Below are 19,877 nucleotides of genomic sequence, written 5' to 3' on the forward strand. Positions count from 1 at the left end.
GCGCAGTTGGCGGCGAAGAAAGATAACATCAGCACCGGACTCTAAACCCGCCCACTACTCAAGCCGGGGGGACGTCGCAAGCGCAGTGGTGATTTGCCAGTTGCCGGCGCCAGTGATAGGGTCATTCCATGGAATTTGTACGCGCCTTCACTTTGATTATTACCGCCCTCCATTGAAGGGTGGGTAGAGCACGTCTTATTTCAGACAACGCAACCCGCCGCGAGGCGGGTTTTGTTTTTCCGCTCGCGGCCATTTTTGGAGTCAAGAATGTCCGACCACCCCCTAAAGACCCTTATCGAAGCCGCAGACCGATCCATATCGGTTAAAGACTTCGACGGCCTGATGCGGTTTTACACAGATGACGCCACCCTAGTGGTGAAGCCTGGCATGTACGCCAGAGGCAAAGACCAAATTAGAAGAGCATTCGAGGCAATCTCTGCTCATTTCGACGGCCAATTGAAGGTTCGCCAAGGGAAGATGGAAGTGATTGAGGGCGGGGAAACGGCGCTGGTTGTCATGGAGACATGGCTGGATACCGCTGATGAAGACGGCTCTGTGACTTCGACGGTTCGCCGGGCTACCTACGTGTTTCGTAGGGAATCGCCTGGCAACTGGCTGTGCGCTGTGGACAACTCATACGGCACTGCTCTGCTCGATAGCTGAACACGGCTCCCCGGTCTGAGATACAGACCAGGGACAGCGTTTAACGTTCCCAATGGCGCCACTGGGTAAGTGCGCCATCAGGACGTGTGGATCCCGAACGGTACGCGCATCGGTAGTGCCGGCCGCTGGCCGGCTCCCCGCACATCCGTCCAGCGTCATGAGGAGCCGGCCAGCGGCCGGCACTACCGGGTACGGGGTGGTCGGCAGCTTTTTTATGCACTTTTTACGCTTGGGCGTGGCCCTTGGCGTGGCCCCTTTATGCCGGTGAAGCAGACCATGGCTGCCTGACGTGGAGTGGTTCCACCTGGACGTCCCATGAGCCTGCACCTGCCTGCCCTTCCTGCCGCGAGCGCCCCCGGGCGCCGATCGCGTGCCCACCCTGCCGTCGCTGCCACGTGCACGACGGCCTCCCTTTCCCGCATCTGAGGCCACGACCATGCCTGCCTGGCTTTCCCTGGTGTGCGGCGTGCTGGTGCTCGTCGCCGCCGCCTATCTGCTGTACGTCGTGCTTCGGCCCGAAGCGTTCTGACCGGAGCCGACCATGACCGAGATCCTGTTGATCCTGCTGGCCAGCATCGTGCTGGCCTTTCCGCTTGGGCTGTACCTGGCCCGGGTGATGCGCGGTGGCCCGATGCGCGGCGATGCGCTGTTCGGGTGGATTGAAAAACCGCTGTACTGGCTGCTCGGGGTGAACCCGGCGCGCGGCATGTCCTGGCGTGGCTACGTGATGGCCTTCCTGCTCAGCAACGTGGTGATCGCGGTGCTGGTGCAGGCGGTGTTCATGACCCAGGCCTGGCTGCCGTTCAATCCCGACCAGATTCCCAACATGCGCTGGGATACCGCGCTGCACACCATGGTGTCGTTCCTGACCAACACCAACCAGCAGCACTATTCCGGCCAGGCGCAGCTGTCCTATTTCGCGCAGATGACCGCGATCACCGGCCTGCAGGTGGTGACCCCGATGATGGGGCTGGCGCTGGCGGTGGCCACCCTGCGTGCGCTGTTTGGCGCGCGCCCGGACGAGGATGCGCAACCGGCCGAGCCGCTCAGTGGCGACCGCCGCGTCGACGTGGGCAACTACTACGCCGACGTGGTGCGTGCCTGCGTGCGCTTCATGCTGCCGCTGTGCCTGCTGTGGGCGGTGCTGCTGACCAGCCAGGGCGTGCCCTCCACGCTCGCCGCCGGCCCGCAGGCCACCCCGATCGATGCGGCATCGGGCATGGACACCCAGAAACTGCCGCTGGGCCCGGTCGCGGCGATGGTCGCGGCCAAGCAGCTGGGCGCCAATGGCGGGGGCTGGTATGGCCCCAACAGCAGCATGCCGTATGAAAACCCGACCCCGCTGTCCAACGCGCTGGAGCTGATCGGCATCCTGCTGATCCCGATCGCGGTGATCTTCATGCTGGGCGCGTTCACCGGGCGCAAGCGCCTGGCCGGGCTGGTATTTGGCTGCATGCTGACCATGTCCAGCCTGTCGGTGGCCGCCACCGTGTGGCTGGAAGGGCATTCGGCCACGGCCGCCAGCCCATTGCTGATGGAAGGCAAGGAAGTGCGCCTGGGCGCCGACGGCACCGCGCTGTGGGCGGCGATCACCACCCAGGTGTCGAACGGCTCGGTCAACGGCATGCACGACTCGCTCAGCCCGCTGGCCGGGGCCGTGCCGATGGTCAACATGCTGGTCAGCGCGATCTGGGGCGGCATCGGCTGCGGCCTGCAGCAGTTCCTGGTGTATCTGCTGCTGGGCGTGTTCCTGGCCGGGCTGATGACCGGGCGTACCCCGGAACTGCTTGGCCGCAAGCTGGAAACCCCGCAGGTGCGGCTGCTGGCGCTGCTGGTGCTGCTGCAGCCGATCACCATCCTGGGCTTCACTGCGCTGACCCTGGCGATTCCGTCCATCACCGGCACCTCCAACCCGGGCTTCCACGGCATCAGCCAGGTGTTCTACGAGTACACCTCGGCGTTCGCCAACAACGGCTCGGGCTTTGAAGGGCTGGGCGATGCCACGGTGTGGTGGAACCTCAGCTGCACCCTGGTGCTGCTGCTGGGCCGCTATCCGGTGCTGATCATTCCGCTGGTCGTGGCCGCGCAATTGGCCGCCAAGCGCCGCGCCCCGGAGTCGGCCGGCACGCTGCAGATCGAAACCCCCACTTTCGCGCTCACCCTGATCGCGCTGATCGCCATCCTGACCGTGCTGCAGTTCATGCCGGCACTGGTGCTGGGCCCGGTGGCCGACCACCTGTCGCTGACCTCGCACTGAGACCTGATGTCATGAGTACCGCTCCCATGAGTAGTTCGTCCCTGAACGCGTCCACCCACCGCCGCCAACGCCTGCTCGACGGCGCCGGCTGGCGGCGCGCGCTGCGCGATGCGGTGATCAAGCTGTCGCCGCGGCACCTGCTGCACAGCCCGGTGATGGCCGTGGTGATGGCCGGCACGGTGATCAGCCTGCTGATCACCGTCACCGGCAACGCGCCGCTGGGCTTCGGCCTGGCGGTGACCGGCATCCTGCTGCTGACCGTGCTGTTCGGCAATTTCGCCGAAGCAGTGGCCGAAGCGCGCGGCCGCGGCCAGGCCGCGTCGCTGCGCCGTGCCCGCCAGGACCTGAGCGCACGCCGGCTGGCCGCCGCCCATCCCGCCGCCAGCCAGACCCAGGTGCCGGCCGCCGAGCTGCGCCCGGGCGACCATGTGATCGTCAGTGCCGGCGAACTGATTCCGGCCGACGGCGAGATCGTGCAGGGCCTGGCCACCATCAACGAAGCGGCGGTGACCGGTGAATCGGCGCCGGTGCTGCGCGAGGCCGGTACCGACCGCAGCGGCGTGATCGGCGGCACCAAGGTGCTCTCGGACCAGATCATCGTGCGGATCACCGCCGAACCGGGGCACAGCTTCCTGGACCGGATGATCGCGCTGGTGGAAGGCGCCAACCGCCAGAAGACCCCCAACGAAGTGGCGCTCACCCTGCTGCTGGCGGCGATGACGCTGACCTTCCTGGTGGTGGTGGCCACCCTGCCGGCGATCGGCGCGTTCGTCGGGGTCAGGGTCGACCCGCTGCTGCTGATCGCCCTGCTGGTATGCCTGATCCCCACCACCATCGGCGGCCTGCTGCCGGCGATCGGCATTGCCGGCATGAACCGGGCGCTGGCGGCGAACGTGCTGGCCAAGTCGGGCAAGGCGGTGGAAGTGGCCGGCGACGTCGACGTGCTGCTGCTCGACAAGACCGGCACCATCACCTATGGCGACCGCCAGGCCACGCATTTCCATGCGCTGGCCGGGATCGATGCCAGCCAGCTGCGCGAAGCGGCGCTGCTGTCCTCGCTGGCCGATCCGACCCCGGAAGGCAAGTCGGTGGTGCGGCTGGCGCGCGAGCTGGGCTGCAGCACCGCCGAACCGGACCGTGCGGACTACCTGGCGTTCACCGCACAGACCCGCATGTCCGGCGTGGACCTGGACGGTGGCCGGCGCATCCGCAAGGGCGCCGGCGATGCGATCACCGCCTATGTGCGTGAGCTCGGTGGCACGGTGCCGGCCGAACTGGCCGGACGGGTGGAACAGGTGGCGCGCAATGGCGCCACCCCGCTGGTGGTCTGCGAAGGCCGCCACGTGCTGGGGGTGATCGAGCTGTCGGACGTGGTCAAGCACGGCATGCGCGAGAAGTTCGCGCAGCTGCGCGCGATGGGCATCCGCACGGTGATGATCACCGGCGACAACCCGCTGACCGCCGCGGCGATCGCCGCCGAGGCCGGGGTGGACGACTACATCGCCGAGGCCCGCCCGGAAGACAAGCTGGCCCGCATCCGTGCCGAACAGGCCGGCGGGCGGCTGGTGGCGATGGTGGGCGACGGCACCAACGACGCCCCCGCACTGGCCCAGGCCGACATCGGCCTGGCGATGAATTCCGGCACCCAGGCCGCCAAGGAGGCCGGCAACATGGTCGACCTGGACTCGGACCCGGCCAAGCTGCTGGCGGTGGTGGAAGTGGGCAAGCAGCAGCTGATCACGCGCGGCGCGCTGACCACCTTCTCGCTGGCCAACGATGTGTCCAAGTACTTCGCCATCCTGCCGGCGCTGTTCGCCTCCACCTTGCCGGCGATGGCCGCGTTGAACGTGATGCAGCTGTCCAGCCCGCGCAACGCGGTGCTGGCGGCGCTGATCTTCAATGCCCTGGTGATTCCGGCGCTGATCCCGCTGGCGCTGCGCGGGGTGCGGTTCCGCCCGGCCACCGCCACCGTGCTGCTGCGGCGGAACATGCTGGTCTACGGGCTGGGCGGCGTGCTGCTGCCGTTTGCGGCCATCAAATTGATCGACCTCTTCCTTGTCACGGTGTTCGGCGCATGAACCGCTCGCTTGCTACCCCTGCTTCTCCTGCGGCGCGCAACCGCGCCACTCCCGCCCCCGCCCTGCAGCAGCACGCCGCCTGGCGCCCGGCGCTGGTGCTGGGCGCAGCCAGCCTGCTGCTGCTCGGCCTGGCCTATGCGCTGGCCACCACCGGCGCCAGCCGGCTGCTGTTCCCGGCCCAGGCCGATGGCAGCCTGCTGGTCCGCGACGGCCAGGTGCGCGGCTCGCGGCTGATCGCCCAGCCGTTCACCGGCGAGGGCTACTTCCAGGCGCGCCCGTCGGCGGCCAACTACGACCCGATGGCCGCCGCCGGCAGCAACCTGGCGCGCAGCAACCCGGCCCTGCAGCAACGCGTGCAGGCCAGCATCGCCACGGTAGCCGCGCGCGAAGGCGTGCTGCCGGCGCAGGTGCCCGGCGACCTGGTCACCCAGTCCGGCGCAGGCATGGACCCGGAGCTGTCGCCGGCCGCCGCGCAGCTGCAGATCGCGCGGGTGGCACGCAGCCGCGGGCTGCCGGCAGCGCGCGTGGCGGCCCTGGTGCAGGCCCATACGCTGGGCCCGCAATGGGGCGTGTTCGGCCAGCGCCGGGTCAACGTGATGACGTTGAACCTGGCGCTGGATGACCTCAAGGCCGCCCCGTGATGCCAGGATCGCGCCGCCGGGCGCACAATCGCCACCCATGAACGACCCCCGCACCCGCCAGGCCGATGCCCTGGTCGAACGCCTGCAGCGCGAAGCCGGTGGCAAGCTCACCGTGTTCCTGGGCGCCGCGCCCGGCGTGGGCAAGACCTACAGCATGCTCAGCCGCGCGCACGAACAGCTGCGCCGCGGCGTGGACGTGGTGATCGGGCTGGTGGAAACCCACGGCCGCGCCGAGACCTCGGCGCTGCTGGAGGGCCTGCCGCAGGTGCCGCTGCTGCAGCGCCAGTACCAGCAGCACGTGCTGGGCGAGATGGACCTGGACGCGGTACTGGCCCGGCACCCGGCGCTGGTGCTGGTGGACGAGCTGGCCCACCGCAACGTGCCCGGCAGCCGCCACGAACGGCGCTGGCAGGACGTGATGGAACTGCTGGAGGCCGGCATCGATGTGTGGACCACGGTCAACATCCAGCACCTGGAAAGCCTCAACGATGTGGTGATGCGCATCACCGGGGTGCGGGTCAGCGAGACCGTGCCCGATGCCGTGCTGGACCGCCTGCACGACATCGTGCTGGTGGACCTGCCGCCGCGCGAACTGATCGAGCGGCTGCAGCAGGGCAAGGTCTACGTGCCCGAGCAGGCCGCGCAGGCGCTGCAGGCATTCTTCTCGCCGTCCAACCTGACCGCATTGCGCGAGCTGGCCATGCAGGAGGCGGCCGACCGCGTCGACACCAGCCTGCGCGAGACCCGCGCCGCCCGTGGCGAGGGCAACCTGCCGCTGCGCCGGCGGGTGCTGGTGGCCATCGACGGCGGTGGCCAGAGCGAGTACCTGGTACGGGTGGGCCGGCGCATCGCCGAGCGCCGCGACGCGCCCTGGACGGTGGTGACGGTGCAGAACCGCCGCCAGGACGAGGCCACCGGGCGCGAGATCGATGCCGCCTTCGCGCTGGCCCGGCGGCTGGGCGGCGAGGCCGAGCTGCTGCACGGCACCAGCATCGCCGATGCGCTGCTCGACCATGCCGCGCACAACAGCGTGTCCACCCTGGTGCTGGGCCGCACCCGCGAGCGGCCGTTCGCGCGCATGCTCAACCGCACCCTGACCCAGCAGCTGATCCAGCGCGGCGCGCACTACGAGATCACCATCATCGGCACCCCGCAGGCGCGCGCCCGGGCGCGCCGGGTGGGGCTGTCGATGCCCACCCGCAGCACCGGCCAGGATGCGCTGCTGGCCCTGGCCGCCACCGCGCTGGCCTGCCTGGTGGCCATGCTGGCCGAGCGCTGGATCGGGCTGTACGACCTGTCGATGGTGTTCATCCTGGCGGTGGTGATGGTGGCCGCGCGCAGCCGCACCAGTGCGGCGGTGATCGCCGCGGCGCTGTGCTTCCTGTCCTACAACTTCTTCTTCATCGCCCCGCGCTTCACCTTCGCCATCAGCGCCCGCCAGGGCGTGATCACCGTCTTCCTGTTCCTGGTGGCCGCGCTGGTCGCCGGCCGCCTGGCCTCGCGCCTGCGCATGCAGGTAGTGGCGCTGCGCGCGGCCAACCGACATGCCAATGCGCGCCAGGCGCTGGGCCGCCAGCTCAGCCGCGCGCCCAGCAACGAGCAGGTGGCCCAGGCCGGCCGCGAGGCGCTGGAGCAGGCGCTGGATGCGCCGGCCTGGCTGCGCATCGGCCAGGACACCAGCACCAGCGGCAGCGCCGCGCCGGGCGAGACCGACCTGGCCGCGGCCGACTGGGCGCGCCGCCATGGCCAGCCCAGCGGCCGCTTCACCGATACGCTGGCCGGCGCCGAGTGGTGGTTCCTGCCGCTGCTGGACGGCGATGACCGCGCCATCGGCGTGGCCGGTATGCGCTTTGCGCGCAGCGCGACACGGCTGACCCCCGAGCAGCGCCAGCTGGCCGAGGCGATGGTGGACGACATCGCCCAGGCCGCGCTGCGCACCCGGCTGGTGGCCGAGCTGGAACAGGCGCATGTGAGCAACGAGACCGAGCGGCTGCGCTCGGCGCTGCTGTCGTCGGTATCGCACGACCTGCGCTCGCCGCTGGCGGCGATGATCGGCTCGGCCGACAGCCTGTCCAGCTATGCCGATGCGATGGACGCGCAGGACCGGCGCGCGCTGCTGGACACCATCCTGGTCGAGGGCGAGCGGCTGGACCGCTATATCCAGAACCTGCTGGACATGACCCGGCTGGGCCACGAAGGCCTGCAGATCAACCGCGACTGGATCGGCGTGGACGAACTGGTCGGTTCGGCCGCGCGCCGGCTGCAACGCTACCAGCCCGAGGTGCGCCTGCAGCTGGACATTCCGGCCACGCTGGCGCCGATCTGGGTGCACCCGGCGCTGGTCGAGCAGGCGGTGTTCAACGTGATGGAAAACGCCGCCAAGTTCTCCCCGCCCGGCGCGGCGGTGGAGGTGCAGGCGCGCCTGGTGGAGGGCGAACTGCGCATCGACGTGCTCGATGCCGGCCCGGGCATTCCCGACCAGGAACGGGCGCGCATCTTCGACATGTTCTACAGCGTGGAGCGCGGCGACCGCGGCCGCCACGGCACCGGGCTGGGCCTGACCATCTGCCAGGGCATGATCGGCGCCCACGGCGGCAGCGTGCAGGCACTGCCGGGGCGCGACGGACGCGGTACCCTGATCCGCATCACGCTGCCCCTGCTGCAACCCCACCCTGCCGATGACAACGACGATTCCTGAACTGCCCCAAGGCGTGCCCCCGGCGCGCGTACTGGTGATCGATGACGAGGCGCAGATCCGCCGCTTCCTCGACATCAGCCTGCGCGCGCAGGGCTACCGCGTGTACCAGGCCGCCACCGGCCAGGCCGGGCTGGAGCTGCTGGTGGGCGAAGGCGCGGACCTGGTGATCCTGGATATCGGCCTGCCGGACATGGAGGGGCACGAGGTGCTGGCCGAGCTGCGCCAATGGAGCCAGGTGCCGGTGATCATGCTGACCGTGCGCGCCAGCGAGACCGAAAAGGTGCGCGCGCTGGACAACGGCGCCAACGACTATGTGACCAAGCCGTTCGGCACCCAGGAACTGATGGCACGGGTGCGCGCGCTGCTGCGTTCGCGCACGGTATCGGCCGATGGCGTGCTGCCGCAGTTCGACGATGGCCACCTGCATATCGACCTGGTGCGCCGCGAAGTGCAGCTGGATGGCGCCGCGGTGGCGCTCACCCGCAAGGAATACGCGTTGCTGTCGCTGCTGCTGCGCAACGCCGGCCGGGTGGTGACCCAGCCGCAGATCCTGCAGGAAATCTGGGGGCCCACCCACCAGCACGACACCCACTACCTGCGCATCCTGGTCGGCAAGCTGCGGCACAAGCTGGGCGATTCGGCGCTGGATTCGCGCTATCTGTTCACCGAACCCGGCGTGGGCCTGCGGTTCAAGGGGTGAGCCGGGCGGTGTTGAACGCCCGTGCGTGACACGCGCTGGTAGGGTCGCATCCCGATCGAGTGCCGGTAGCGGTGCCGCGTGCGATGGCGGCATGAACGTCGGCGGAGAGGCGGGTTTCCGATTCGTGGTCATGCTGACATCGAACGTTGGCTGTTCCACTGCGGTTGATCGGGATGCAACCCTACCGGGGTGCCCGCCGCATCCCGACGCAGGTACCGGCCATGGGCCGGTACCTTTCCCGATCAGAAGCCCAGCGCCACGCCCGGCAACAACGGTTGCAGCTGCTCGCGGAACAACGCCTTGATCCGCTCCAGCGCCGCCTCGTCGTCGGCTTCGAATCGCAACACCAGCACCGGGGTGGTGTTGGAGGCGCGCAGCAGGCCCCAGCCATCGGAGAAATCGGCGCGCAGGCCGTCGATGGTGGCCAGGCGCGCGCCGGCGAACGGCGAGTCCTCGGCCTGCGCGGCCGAGACGAACAACGACACCAGCGCATGCGGCGTGCCCGATTCCACCGGCACCTTCAGCTCCGGGGTGGAGATGCTGTCGGGCAGCGCGTCGAGCACCTCCGACGGCGTCTGTTCGCTCTGGGCAAGGATCTCCAGCAAGCGCGAGGCCGCGTACAGGCCATCGTCGAAACCGAACCAGCGTTCCTTGAAGAAGAAATGCCCGCTCATCTCGCCGGCCAGCTCGGCGTCGGTCTCGCGCATCTTGGCCTTGATCAGCGAATGCCCGGTCTTCCACATCAGCGGGCTGCCACCGTTGCGCAGCACGTAGTCGGACAGCTTGCCGCTGCACTTGACGTCGTAGATCACCAGCGCACCCGGGTTGCGCATCAGCACATCGGCCGCGAACAACATCAACAGGCGGTCGGCATAGATGATGCGGCCCTCGCGGGTGACCACGCCGAGGCGGTCGCCATCGCCATCGAAGGCCAGGCCGATATCGGCGTCGAAGCGCTTCACGGTCTGGATCAGGTCTTCCAGGTTGCGCGGGTCGCTGGGATCGGGATGGTGGTTGGGGAAGGTGCCGTCCACATCGCAATACAGCGGAATGACTTCGGCGCCGATGGCCTCCAGCAGCGGCTGGGCCAGCTCACCGGCCACCCCGTTGCCGGCATCGGCCACCACCTTCAGCGGGCGGTCCAGCTGCACGTCATCGGCGATGCGCTGGATGTAATCGGCGTTGACCTCGCGCTGCTGCAGGCTGCCCGGTTCTACTGCTACGTGCAGCTGGCCCTCGGTGATGCGCTGGTGCAGCTCGGTGATGGCATCGCCGAACAGGGTTTCCCCGCCCACCACGATCTTGAAGCCGTTGTAGTCCGGCGGATTGTGGCTGCCGGTCACGGCCACGCAGCTGCCCGCGCGCAGGTGGTAGCTGGCGAAATACACCACCGGGGTGGGCGCCAGGCCGATGTCGATGACGTTGCAGCCGGCGCGGCGCAGGCCTTCGATCAGCGCCGCGCTCAGTTCCGGGCCGGACAGCCGGCCGTCGCGGCCCACCACGATGTCGCGCAGCCCCTGCACCTGCAGCACCGAGCCGATCGCCTGGCCGATCAGGGTGGCCACCGCTGCGGTCAGCTCGCGGCCGACCACCCCGCGGATGTCGTAGGCGCGGAAGATGCCGGCCGGCACGTCCTGGCCGGCCACGCCAGGCAGCGCCGGTGCGACAACGGCCGCTGCGGCCGGTTCGCCCTCGGCCACCGGGGCCAGCGCGATGCTCTCGCGCAGGGTGGGGCCTTCATCGCCCACGGCCTGGGCGCTAGCGCGCCGGCGTGGCATCGGCATGCGGCCCTTGCCGAACTGCAGCATCGCCGCGATCGCCAGCAGCAGTGCGGCCACCACCGCACTGCCCAGGCCGCCGATGCCCAGCGGGCCGGGCTCGATATCCGGCACTGCCGCGGCCAGGCGCAGGCCGCTCTTGCCGATCGGCCGGGCCAGGCCCTCGGCGCCCTCGGACAGCGCGGCGCTGCCCTGCTCGATCACATTGTGGTTGCCCTGGCGCAGGGCCAGGTAACCGGCGTCGGGCACCCGCACCTGGTCGAAGATGGCGGTCAGGCGCAGCAACGGCTGGCGCACATAGACCAGTGCCGGCCCCTCGCTGCCCAGCACCACCGGCGCGGCCAGGCCCAGGCGCTGGCCACCGGCGTCGCGTACCACCCGCGCCACCACCCCTTCGCCGGCATTGGCCGCTTCAAGCAGGGCCAGGCGTGAATAGCCGAACGCCTTGGGATCGGCATAGGCCGCATCCAGCGCGGCCGGCAGCACCTGCACCTCTTCGGTGCCGGGCCAGCCCTCGCGGATGGCCAGCGCGGTCGCCCCGGTATCGCCGGCGGCCAGCGCGGCACTGACCCGCCCGCTCTTGAGCAGCGTGCGCAGCTGCGCCTGCTGGCCGTTCAGCGCCGCCAGCAGGCCGTCGGCCACCTGGTCGCGCGACTGTTCCAGCGCGGTGCCCACCGAGGCCTGGCGCCACTGCCGCACCGCGCTCCAGCCGAACCACAGCGCCAGCAGCACCAACACCCCGACCAGCAGTGGCCCGGTACGTTTGCTGGCCAGCCGTGGCTGCTTCTCCGCGTTCGTCGTGCTCATGGATGTTCCCCCTGTCAGCGCACCCCGGTATGGCCGAATCCACCCGTTCCCCTGGCGCTGTCGGTGAAAGTATCCACTACCTGCAGGCCAACGCGCGCGATGGGCAGCACCACCAGCTGCGCGATGCGGTCGCCGGGCTGCAGGGTGAAGGGCTCGCGGCCCCGGTTCCAGGCGCTGATCAGCAGCGGGCCCTGGTAATCGGCGTCGATCAGCCCGGTGCCGTTGCCCAGCACGATGCCGTGGCGGTGGCCCAGCCCCGAGCGCGGCAGTACCACCGCGGCCAGGTTCGGGTCGGCGATATGGATGGCGATGCCGCTGGGAATCAGCGCGGTGTCGCCCGGCTGCAGGGTGAGCTCGGTTTCCAGCGCCGCGCGCAGGTCCAGCCCGGCGCTGTGCTCGGTGGCATAGGCCGGCAGCGGCCAGGTATCGCCGAAGCGCGGGTCGAGCAGTTTCACCTGCAGCGGCTGAAGGGTGGAATCAACGCTCATGCGTGCAACCTCTGGGCAATCAGGGACAACAGTTGTTCGGCCAGCACGGCCTTGGAGGTGCCGGGGAACACCTGTTCGCCGCCCTGCCAGTAGGCCGTGGCCGCGTTTTCATCGCTTTCAAAGCCGCCGTTGGCAATGCCCACCTGGTTGGCGATCACCAGGTCCAGGCGCTTGTCGACCAGCTTGCCGCGCGCGTACTTCTCCACCTCGTGGGTTTCGGCGGCAAAGCCGACCACCAGCTTGAGCGCGTTGGTCTGCGCGGCCACCTCGGCCAGGATGTCCGGGGTGCGCACCAGTTCCAGGGTGAGGGTCTGGGTGCCGGCGGTCTTCTTCAGTTTCTGCGGGGCGACCTGGCGCGGGGTGTAATCGGACACCGCCGCCGCACCGATATAGATATCGGCCGGCAGCGCGCCCAGCACCGCCTCGCGCATCTGCGCGGCCGAGCGCACATCCACCCGCTGCACCCCGGCCGGGGTGGCCAGCTGCACCGGCCCGCTGACCAGCACCACCTGCGCGCCCTGGCGCGCGGCCGCGGCGGCCAGCGCATAGCCCATCTTGCCGCTGCTGCGGTTGCCCACGTAGCGCACCGGGTCCAGGTCTTCATAGGTGGGGCCAGCGCTGATCACCACGCGCAGGCCCTGCAGCAGCGGGGCGGGCACGCCCTCTGCCACGGCCGGTGCCTGCAGCGCGGCCAGCGCCGCGACGATCGCATTGGGCTCGGTCAGCCGGCCGGGGCCGGACTCGCCCTCGGCCAGCGGGCCGTCTTCGGGCCCGATGACCTGCGCGCCGCGCTGGCGCAGCAGGGCGATATTGGACTGGGTGGCCGGGTGCTGCCACATGCGGTGGTTCATCGCCGGGCACACGGTGAGCGGCGCGGTGGTGGCCAGGCACAGCGTGGTGACCAGGTCATCGGCATGGCCGTGGGCCAGCCGAGCCAGCAGATCGGCGGTGGCCGGCGCCACCACGACGCGATCGGCCCAGCGGGCCAGCTCGATATGGCCCATGGCCTGCTCGGCGGCGCTGTCCCACAGGGTGGTGCGGGTGGGCTGCCCGGACAGGGCCTGGAAGCTCAGCGGGGTGACGAACTGCTGGGCCCCGGCGGTCATCGCGACCTGCACCCGGGCCCCGGCATCGCGCAGGCGGCGGACCAGTTCCAGCGACTTGTAGGCGGCGATACCGCCACCCACGCACAACAACAGCTTCTGGCCTTCCAGCGGGCGCACCGACGCCGGGGAAGCCTGGGGGGAGTCAGCCACCTTGGGTGTTCCTGTCGAACCGAGGCGATTAGCTTACCTGATGGGGTGTGGGGGGCTGATGCCCCAGGGGCATGAAGGGGGTGTTTTTGGTTATGAGGGGCAGCAGGTTTCCCCCCTGGTTTTGGCTGGCGGTCGGCGGACAAAGTGCTCCAATCACCCTTCAACCAGTGAACGGTGGCCGGGTCTACCAATGGCCAATGTCCCGGGTTTCTCAGACCCAATGACGCGGCGGTCTCTGATGGTCGTGCGGCGCACGTGCCTCCAAGCTGTCCAGCATGGCAATCAAAAACTGGCCCAAGGACGAACAACCGCGCGAGAAGCTGCTGGCGCGTGGCCCGGCGGCGCTGTCGGATGCCGAGCTGCTTGCTTTGTTCCTGGGCACCGGCTGTAAAGGCCTGGATGTGATGGAGAATGCGCGGCTTCTCCTTAAAGACCACGGCCCACTGCGGCGATTGCTCGATCTGAGCGCCCCGAAGCTGAAAAAGCTGCCAGGTCTCGGCCCAGCCCGCGCCTGCGAACTGGTGGCCGCGCTGGAACTGGCCGACCGCCACCTGCGCGCCCAGCTGGATCGCGGCGAGAGCATGCGCGAGCCCCAGTCCGCGATCCGCTACTTCAAGCAACGCCTGCGCGGCCGCCCGCATGAGGTCTTCGCCGCCCTGTTCCTGGACACCCGCAACCGCACCCTGGCCTTCGAGGAACTCTTCACCGGCACCATCGACGCGGCCACCATCTACCCGCGCGAGGTGGTCCGCCGCGCCCTGCTGCACAACGCCGCGGCGGTGATCGTCAGCCACAACCACCCCTCCGGCAGCGCCGAGCCGTCGGCGGCCGACCGGCAGATCACCCGGCACCTGCAGGAGGCGCTGAACCTGGTGGGGGTGCGGCTGCTGGACCATGTGGTGGTGGGGGAAGGCACGCCGGTGTCGATGGCCGAGCGGGGCTGGCTGGAACCGGCGCTGACCTTCCGGGGCTGAACGGGCAGGTCAGGCCCGGGGCCTTGGGGGCCTGGAACGGCTCGGGGGCCGCCGCGCGCGGCCCGGTCCGCTGCGGTTCAATGGATCGGGGCGGCATCTGGGCTAAAATTACCGATTCCGCCGCTCCAGTCCCAAAGCAGGCCTTGTGAAAAATCTCCTCCGCGCCCTGATCAGCCAAGGCATCGAAGCCTTGCGCGCCAACGGCACTCTGCCGGCCGATACCCTGACCCCGGAATTCGTGGTGGAACGCCCGAAGACCCGCGAGCATGGCGATTTCGCCACCAATGCGGCGATGCTGCTGGCCAAGCCGGCGCGCAGCAACCCGCGTGCCCTGGCCCAGGCGCTGCTGGATGCGCTGCCCAAGAGCGCCGATGTGCTGCGCGTGGAAATCGCTGGCCCGGGCTTCATCAATTTCCACCTGGCCCCCAGCGCCTACCAGCGCGAAGCGGCCGGCGTACTGAAGGAAGGGGCCGATTACGGCCACAACCTGAGCGGCAACGGCCGTACCGTGGGCGTGGAATACGTGTCGGCCAACCCGACCGGGCCGCTGCACGTGGGCCACGGCCGCGCCGCGGCCATCGGCGACTGCCTGGCGCGCCTGCTGGAAGTGAACGGCTGGAACGCCAAGCGCGAGTTCTACTACAACGATGCCGGCGTGCAGATCGAGAACCTGGCGTTGTCCACCCAGGCGCGCGCCAAGGGGCTCAAGCCCGATGACGCCGGCTGGCCGGAAGCGGGCTACCGCGGCGACTACATCCAGGACGTGGCCAACGCCTACCTGGCCGGCGCCAGCGTGGAGCTGGAAGGCCACGCGGTGGTGGGCGAGCGCGATGCCGACAACCTCGATGCGATCCGTCGCTTCGCGGTGGCCTACCTGCGCAACGAGCAGAACCAGGACCTGGCCGCGTTCGGGGTGGATTTCGACATCTACTTCCTGGAAAGCTCGCTGTACAAGGACGGCAAGGTCGAAGAGACCGTGGCCAAGCTCAATGCGGCCGGGCATACCTACGAGGAAGGCGGCGCGCTGTGGCTGCGCTCGACCGATTTCGGTGACGACAAGGACCGCGTGATGCGCAAGTCCGACGGCACCTATACCTACTTCCTGCCGGACGTGGCCTACCACCTGAGCAAGTGGCAGCGCGGCTACGAGCGCGCGATCACCGAGCTGGGGGCGGACCACCACGGTTCGCTGGCGCGCGTGCGCGCCGGCCTGCAGGCGCTGAACGTGGGCATCCCGCAGGGCTGGCCGGAATACGTGCTGCACCAGATGGTGACGGTGATGCGCGGCGGCGAGGAAGTGAAGCTGTCCAAGCGTGCCGGCAGCTACCTGACCCTGCGCGACCTGATCGAGGAAGCCGGCCGCGATGCGACCCGCTGGTTCCTGATCGCGCGCAAGCCCGATTCGCAGCTGACCTTCGATATCGACCTGGCCCGCCAGCAGAGCAACGACAACCCGGTGTTCTACGTGCAGTACGCGCATGCCCGGGTGTGCAGTCTGCTGCGCCAGGCGCAGGAGAAGGGCCTGCCCTACACCGCCAGCGAAGGCGTGGCCGGGCTGGCGTCGTTGGACGACGAGGCGTCGCTGTGGCTGATGATTGAAATGTCGCGCTTCCCCGAAGTGGTGGAAGCAGCCGGTATTGCGCTGGAACCGCACCTGGTTGCGCAGTACCTGCGCGAATTGGCGCATGCCTTCCACACGTGGTATCACGGCACGCAGGTGCTGGTGGCCGATGCGCCCGAGCGCAATGCCAAGCTGGCCCTGGCCTGCGCGGCGCGCCAGGTCCTGGCCAATGGCCTGAACATCCTGGGCGTTTCCGCCCCGGAAAAAATGTAAGCAGTGGAGAAGCAGTAAATGGCAGCACGACGCGGCAAGAGCCAGGCACGACGCAACAGCAGCCAAGGCACACCGGGATGGGTGTGGCTGGTGGCCGGTGTGGCGATTGCGGCCGTGGTGTTCCTGGCGGCACCAAACCTGTTCAAGAGCGACGGCGATGGCTTCCTGCGGGTAGGCCCGAAGCCGGACCCGAACGCGCAGCCGGCGCCGGTCAGCGACGCCGACCCCGACGTGGGCGCCGAGCTGCCCAAGCCGGGCACGGCGCCGGCCGAACCGGCCAAGCCGGCGGCCACGCAGTACGACTTCTACACCCTGCTGCCCGGCAAGGAAGTGGAAATGTCCGATGCCGAGCTGGCCGCCAGCGCCCGCGCCGAAGACCAGCGCCGCGCCAAGGCCGAGGCGCAGCGCGCGCAGGCGGCACTGGAAGGCCGCCCGGTACCGGCCGGCACGGCCACCGCCACGCCGGCGGCCACGGTCGCCACCGCCACGCCAGCCACGGTGACCACCTCGCCGTTGCCAGCGCCGGTGACCGAGCGCCCGGCAGCAACCACCACGCCGGCCGCTACGCCAGCGACGGCGGCGGCCACCACTGCACCGAAGCCGGCGGCGACGGCCGCGGCAACGCCGGCCGCCGCCGACCCGGCGGCCAGCAATGTGCGTTACATCCTTCAGGCCGGCGCGTTTGGCGCTTCCGGCGATGCCGAGGCGACCAAGGCCAAGCTGGCCATGATCGGCCTGGCGGCGCGGGTGGAATCGGCGCAGATCAACGGCAAGACCGTGTACCGCGTGCGCATGGGGCCGTACGGCAGCGCCGGCGAACTGGCCGAGGCCAAGCAGAAGCTGGATGGCACCGGGCTTCAGGCGATGGCTATCAAAGCGCAGTAGTCGCGGCGCGCGACTACCCCAAGGTTGCGCTGCGCGAAACCTTGGGCCCTTGCTTTGTGCCTCCGCATCCCCGCGCCTGTCGGCGCGCCCCCTTGAACGCCAAGGGGGCTGTCGCTCCAGACGCAATCCGAACGCCGGCCCCCTGGGTCGGCTTTTTTTTCATGCAGCACCCGTCGCCGGCGGCAACCTGGCGATACGCTATCGTCCTTGCATGTCTGCCCTTCCCGATCCTGCTGACCTTCCCGGTATTGCCGGTGCCACCGGCCGCTACCGCGAATGGGCACCGGCGGCGGCGCTGCGTGGCTGCTTCGGGCAGCTGTGGCGCAGCGATCTGCCGGTGGGCCACAGCGGCGCGGTGGCGGTGCTGCCCGATGGCTGCGTGGATATCCTGTGGCGCGATGGGCGGCTGTATGTGGTGGGGCCGGACGTGGTGGCCGCGCACCCGCAGCTGGCGCCCGGCGCGCAGGTGCTGGGCGCGCGCTTCCAGCCGGGGGCAGCGCGGGCGTGGCTGGGCCTGCCGTTGTCGGAGCTGGTGGGCACGGCGGTGGAACTGGACGCGCTGCTGGGCGTGCGGGCGCGGCAGATGGCCGCGCGCCTGAACGATATCGGCGATGCCGATGCCCGCCAGCAGCGGTTCGCGCTGGAGCTGGCCGCGTTGCCCGGCAGCAGTGGCGGCAGCCCGCACGCCAGCGCGGCGCGGGTATTCGCGCGGGTGCGTGCCGGCGACATGGATCTGGCGCAGTTGTCGGCCACGCTGCAGCTGAGCACGCGCAGCCTGCGCCGCCTGTGCCATGCGCAGTTCGGCTATGGGCCGAAGATGCTGGAGCGGATTCTGCGACTGCAGCGGTGGCTGGCACTGGTGCGGGCGCAGCCGCACGACGGGTTGGCGGCGCTGGCCCTCGACGGCGGCTACGCCGACCAGTCGCACCTGAGCCGCGAGGTGCGGGCGTTGGCCGGGATCGGGGCGGCGCAGCTGTGCGCACAGTGGCGGGCCTGACTGGCCGTTTTGTTCAAGACCGGCGCGCTGCGGGCGGCGATGCTGGGGCCCACTTCAACGCGGGAACCCCCATGAGCACCACAGACAGCAATGACCGCCGCATCGACAACATCGAATTCAACGTGGCCGACATCGCCCGCAGCAAGGCCTTCTACGCGCAGGCGTTCGGCTGGTCGTTCACCGATTACGGCCCGGCCTATACCGAGTTCAACGATGGGCGGCTGTGCGGCGGCTTCACCACCGGCGAGCCGGTGCAACCCGGCGGGCCGCTGGTGATCGTGTATGCCGACGACCTGGCCGCCGCCCGGCAGCGGCTGGAAGCGGCCGGGGCGCAGATCTGCCGGGAGGCGTTCGATTTTCCCGGTGGACGGCGGTTCCATTTCCGCGACCCGGATGGGTATGAGCTGGCGGTGTGGACGGCGGTGTAGGCAGCGCCGCGCACACCGACGCCGCCGCGACCTGTCCGCGCGTCAGTCGCGGGCGACCTGGAAGCCGGCGAAGGACTGGCTGACCGGCATGATTTCCAGGCGGTTGATGTTCAAGTGGGCCGGCAGGGTGGCCACGAAGAAGATCTGCTCGGCGATGTCTTCGGCGGTCATCGGGTTGGCGCCGGTGTAGAGGGTGTCCGAGGCGGCCTGGTTGCCGTGGGTGCGCACGAGGGTGAACTCGGTTTCGGCCATGCCCGGTTCAATGGTGGTCACGCGCACGCCGCTGCCGTGCAGGTCGGCGCGCAGGCCCAGCGAGAACTGGCTGACGAAGGCCTTGGTGCCGCCGTAGGCGTTGCCGCCCGGGTACGGGTAGACGCCGGCCACCGAGCTGATGTTGATGATGGCGCCCTTGCGCGCCACCAGCTGCGGCAGCAGGTGGTGGGTGAGGGTGACCAGGGCGGTGACGTTGGTGTCGATCATGGTGCGCCAGTCCTCCAGCACCGCGCTCTGGGCCGGGGCGGTGCCCTGGGCCAGGCCGGCGTTGTTGACCAGCAGGTCGATGTCGGCGAACCCGGCCGGCAGCGCGGCCAGGGCGGCGGCCATGGCCGCGCTGTCGCGCACGTCGAAGACGGCGGCATGTACCTGCCCGGGGCCGTAGGCATCGACCAGCGGCTGCAGCCGTTCGGCACGGCGCCCGGTGGCGATGACCCGCCAGCCGGCCTGGGCGAAGCGATGGACGGCGGCGGCGCCAAAGCCGGAAGTGGCGCCGGTAATCAGGGCGGTACGGGTCATCGGGGTACTCCGTGCAGAGAGATCCCGGTCATTTTCGCACCGATCAGCGAATGCGGAACACGCGCGCCTTGGGCAGGTCTTCATCCACCTGCAGGAACCAGCGGCCGGCAATGCCGGGCACCACGACGATCTCGGGGTTGCTGCGGCTGGCCTTGAGCTTCATCTCGCCCTTGAGCACCTGCCACTGCTGGCCGTTGTCGAGAGTGAACACCGAGCCCGGGGCCCATCCGTCCACCTGGCCGGTGACCCTGGCCTTGATGGGGCCGTCGTCCAGACCGGGGAACATCGGGGCCGGGGTGGGCGCGCCGGGCGCGGCGACCGGGGCGGCGGCCACCGGCGGCGGTGGCGCGCGCTCATCGGCTTGCCGCAACAGGCGGTTCAGGGTCTGCAGCTGGGCGGGGGTGAGCCCCACCTGGGCCAGTTCCTGCGGGTCCACGCGCTGTTCGATTGCCACGTAGGGCACCTGGGCGGCAGCCGACCCGGCCAGCCACAGCATTCCCACACCCGCCACTGCCTGCCACCTGCGCATTGCCTGCTCCACTGCCTGTCGATGCCTGAAGGCGGCACTGTGCTTCACTTTCATGGCAGCCAGATGACAGCG

Annotated in this window: 17 protein-coding genes; 12 read left to right on the forward strand and 5 right to left on the reverse strand. The window is 69.6% G+C overall.

Annotation, left to right across the window (positions count from 1 at the left end; genetic code table 11):
- Window positions 1–267 precede the first annotated feature (267 nt).
- The 7 genes from IC535_RS00005 (at window position 268) to IC535_RS00035 (ending at window position 9,037) form a co-directional block, all read left to right on the forward strand.
- Window positions 268–663: a YybH family protein gene (locus IC535_RS00005; protein WP_228887741.1), complete on the forward strand. Its 396-nt coding sequence runs from the start codon at window positions 268–270 to the stop codon at window positions 661–663.
- A gap of 436 nt (window positions 664–1,099) precedes the next feature.
- A complete protein-coding gene (locus tag IC535_RS00010; protein ID WP_017355708.1) occupies window positions 1,100–1,192 on the forward strand; it encodes a potassium-transporting ATPase subunit F in 93 nt (30 codons plus the stop codon).
- 12 nt (window positions 1,193–1,204) lie between these two features.
- The gene (kdpA, locus tag IC535_RS00015) at window positions 1,205–2,920 is read left to right on the forward strand and encodes a potassium-transporting ATPase subunit KdpA (RefSeq protein ID WP_228884518.1); all 1,716 of its coding nucleotides are present in this window, start codon (window positions 1,205–1,207) and stop codon (window positions 2,918–2,920) included.
- 26 nt (window positions 2,921–2,946) lie between these two features.
- The gene (kdpB, locus tag IC535_RS00020) at window positions 2,947–4,998 is read left to right on the forward strand and encodes a potassium-transporting ATPase subunit KdpB (protein WP_429000313.1); all 2,052 of its coding nucleotides are present in this window, start codon (window positions 2,947–2,949) and stop codon (window positions 4,996–4,998) included.
- The gene (kdpC, locus tag IC535_RS00025) at window positions 4,995–5,639 is read left to right on the forward strand and encodes a potassium-transporting ATPase subunit KdpC (protein ID WP_228884520.1); all 645 of its coding nucleotides are present in this window, start codon (window positions 4,995–4,997) and stop codon (window positions 5,637–5,639) included. Before kdpB ends, kdpC begins: the two co-directional genes overlap by 4 nt.
- A 37-nt stretch (window positions 5,640–5,676) precedes the next feature.
- A complete protein-coding gene (locus IC535_RS00030; protein WP_228884521.1) occupies window positions 5,677–8,337 on the forward strand; it encodes a sensor histidine kinase in 2,661 nt (886 codons plus the stop codon).
- Window positions 8,318–9,037, forward strand: coding sequence for a response regulator transcription factor (locus tag IC535_RS00035; protein WP_228884522.1), 720 nt, complete (start codon window positions 8,318–8,320; stop codon window positions 9,035–9,037). The genes IC535_RS00030 and IC535_RS00035 overlap by 20 nt, the downstream gene beginning before the upstream one ends.
- Before the next feature lie 242 nt (window positions 9,038–9,279).
- On the opposite strand, the gene IC535_RS00040 is transcribed toward IC535_RS00035, so the two are convergent.
- From IC535_RS00040 to coaBC, 3 genes are read right to left on the reverse strand one after another with little or no spacing between them, the layout of a single operon-like run.
- The gene (locus tag IC535_RS00040) at window positions 9,280–11,622 is read right to left on the reverse strand and encodes a phosphomannomutase/phosphoglucomutase (protein WP_228884523.1); all 2,343 of its coding nucleotides are present in this window, start codon (window positions 11,620–11,622) and stop codon (window positions 9,280–9,282) included.
- 14 nt (window positions 11,623–11,636) lie between these two features.
- Entirely contained in the window at window positions 11,637–12,110 is a 474-nt protein-coding gene (gene dut / locus IC535_RS00045; protein ID WP_228884524.1) for a dUTP diphosphatase, read from the reverse strand.
- Window positions 12,107–13,366 carry a bifunctional phosphopantothenoylcysteine decarboxylase/phosphopantothenate--cysteine ligase CoaBC gene (gene coaBC, locus IC535_RS00050; protein WP_228884525.1) on the reverse strand — a complete coding sequence of 420 codons (1,260 nt, stop codon included), beginning with the start codon at window positions 13,364–13,366 and terminating at the stop codon, window positions 12,107–12,109. Before coaBC ends, dut begins: the two co-directional genes overlap by 4 nt.
- 275 nt (window positions 13,367–13,641) lie before the next feature.
- Between coaBC and radC the strand changes: the two genes are divergently transcribed.
- The 5 genes from radC (at window position 13,642) to IC535_RS00075 (ending at window position 18,484) form a co-directional block, all read left to right on the forward strand.
- Window positions 13,642–14,340: a RadC family protein gene (gene radC, locus IC535_RS00055; RefSeq protein ID WP_228884526.1), complete on the forward strand. Its 699-nt coding sequence runs from the start codon at window positions 13,642–13,644 to the stop codon at window positions 14,338–14,340.
- A gap of 145 nt (window positions 14,341–14,485) precedes the next feature.
- Entirely contained in the window at window positions 14,486–16,174 is a 1,689-nt protein-coding gene (gene argS / locus IC535_RS00060) for an arginine--tRNA ligase (RefSeq protein ID WP_228884527.1), read from the forward strand.
- Between the two features lie 18 nt (window positions 16,175–16,192).
- Window positions 16,193–17,059 (forward strand): SPOR domain-containing protein, encoded by an 867-nt coding sequence (locus IC535_RS00065; protein WP_228884528.1) that lies wholly within the window; start codon window positions 16,193–16,195, stop codon window positions 17,057–17,059.
- Window positions 17,060–17,270: 211 nt separating this feature from the next.
- Complete coding sequence (locus IC535_RS18725) at window positions 17,271–18,056, forward strand: helix-turn-helix domain-containing protein (RefSeq protein WP_267472882.1); 786 nt, start codon at window positions 17,271–17,273, stop codon at window positions 18,054–18,056.
- 71 nt (window positions 18,057–18,127) lie between these two features.
- On the forward strand, window positions 18,128–18,484 hold the full coding sequence (locus tag IC535_RS00075) for a VOC family protein (RefSeq protein ID WP_228884529.1): 357 nt from the start codon (window positions 18,128–18,130) through the stop codon (window positions 18,482–18,484).
- A gap of 42 nt (window positions 18,485–18,526) precedes the next feature.
- Here IC535_RS00075 and IC535_RS00080 read toward each other — a convergent pair whose 3' ends face one another.
- Together IC535_RS00080 and IC535_RS00085 are read right to left on the reverse strand one after the other, a co-directional pair.
- Entirely contained in the window at window positions 18,527–19,276 is a 750-nt protein-coding gene (locus IC535_RS00080; RefSeq protein ID WP_228884530.1) for an SDR family NAD(P)-dependent oxidoreductase, read from the reverse strand.
- Window positions 19,277–19,319: 43 nt separating this feature from the next.
- On the reverse strand, window positions 19,320–19,805 hold the full coding sequence (locus IC535_RS00085; RefSeq protein ID WP_228884531.1) for a hypothetical protein: 486 nt from the start codon (window positions 19,803–19,805) through the stop codon (window positions 19,320–19,322).
- Window positions 19,806–19,877 lie beyond the last annotated feature (72 nt).

It is taken from the genome of Stenotrophomonas rhizophila (assembly GCF_020857975.1).
GTDB classification, from domain to species: domain Bacteria; phylum Pseudomonadota; class Gammaproteobacteria; order Xanthomonadales; family Xanthomonadaceae; genus Stenotrophomonas; species Stenotrophomonas rhizophila_C.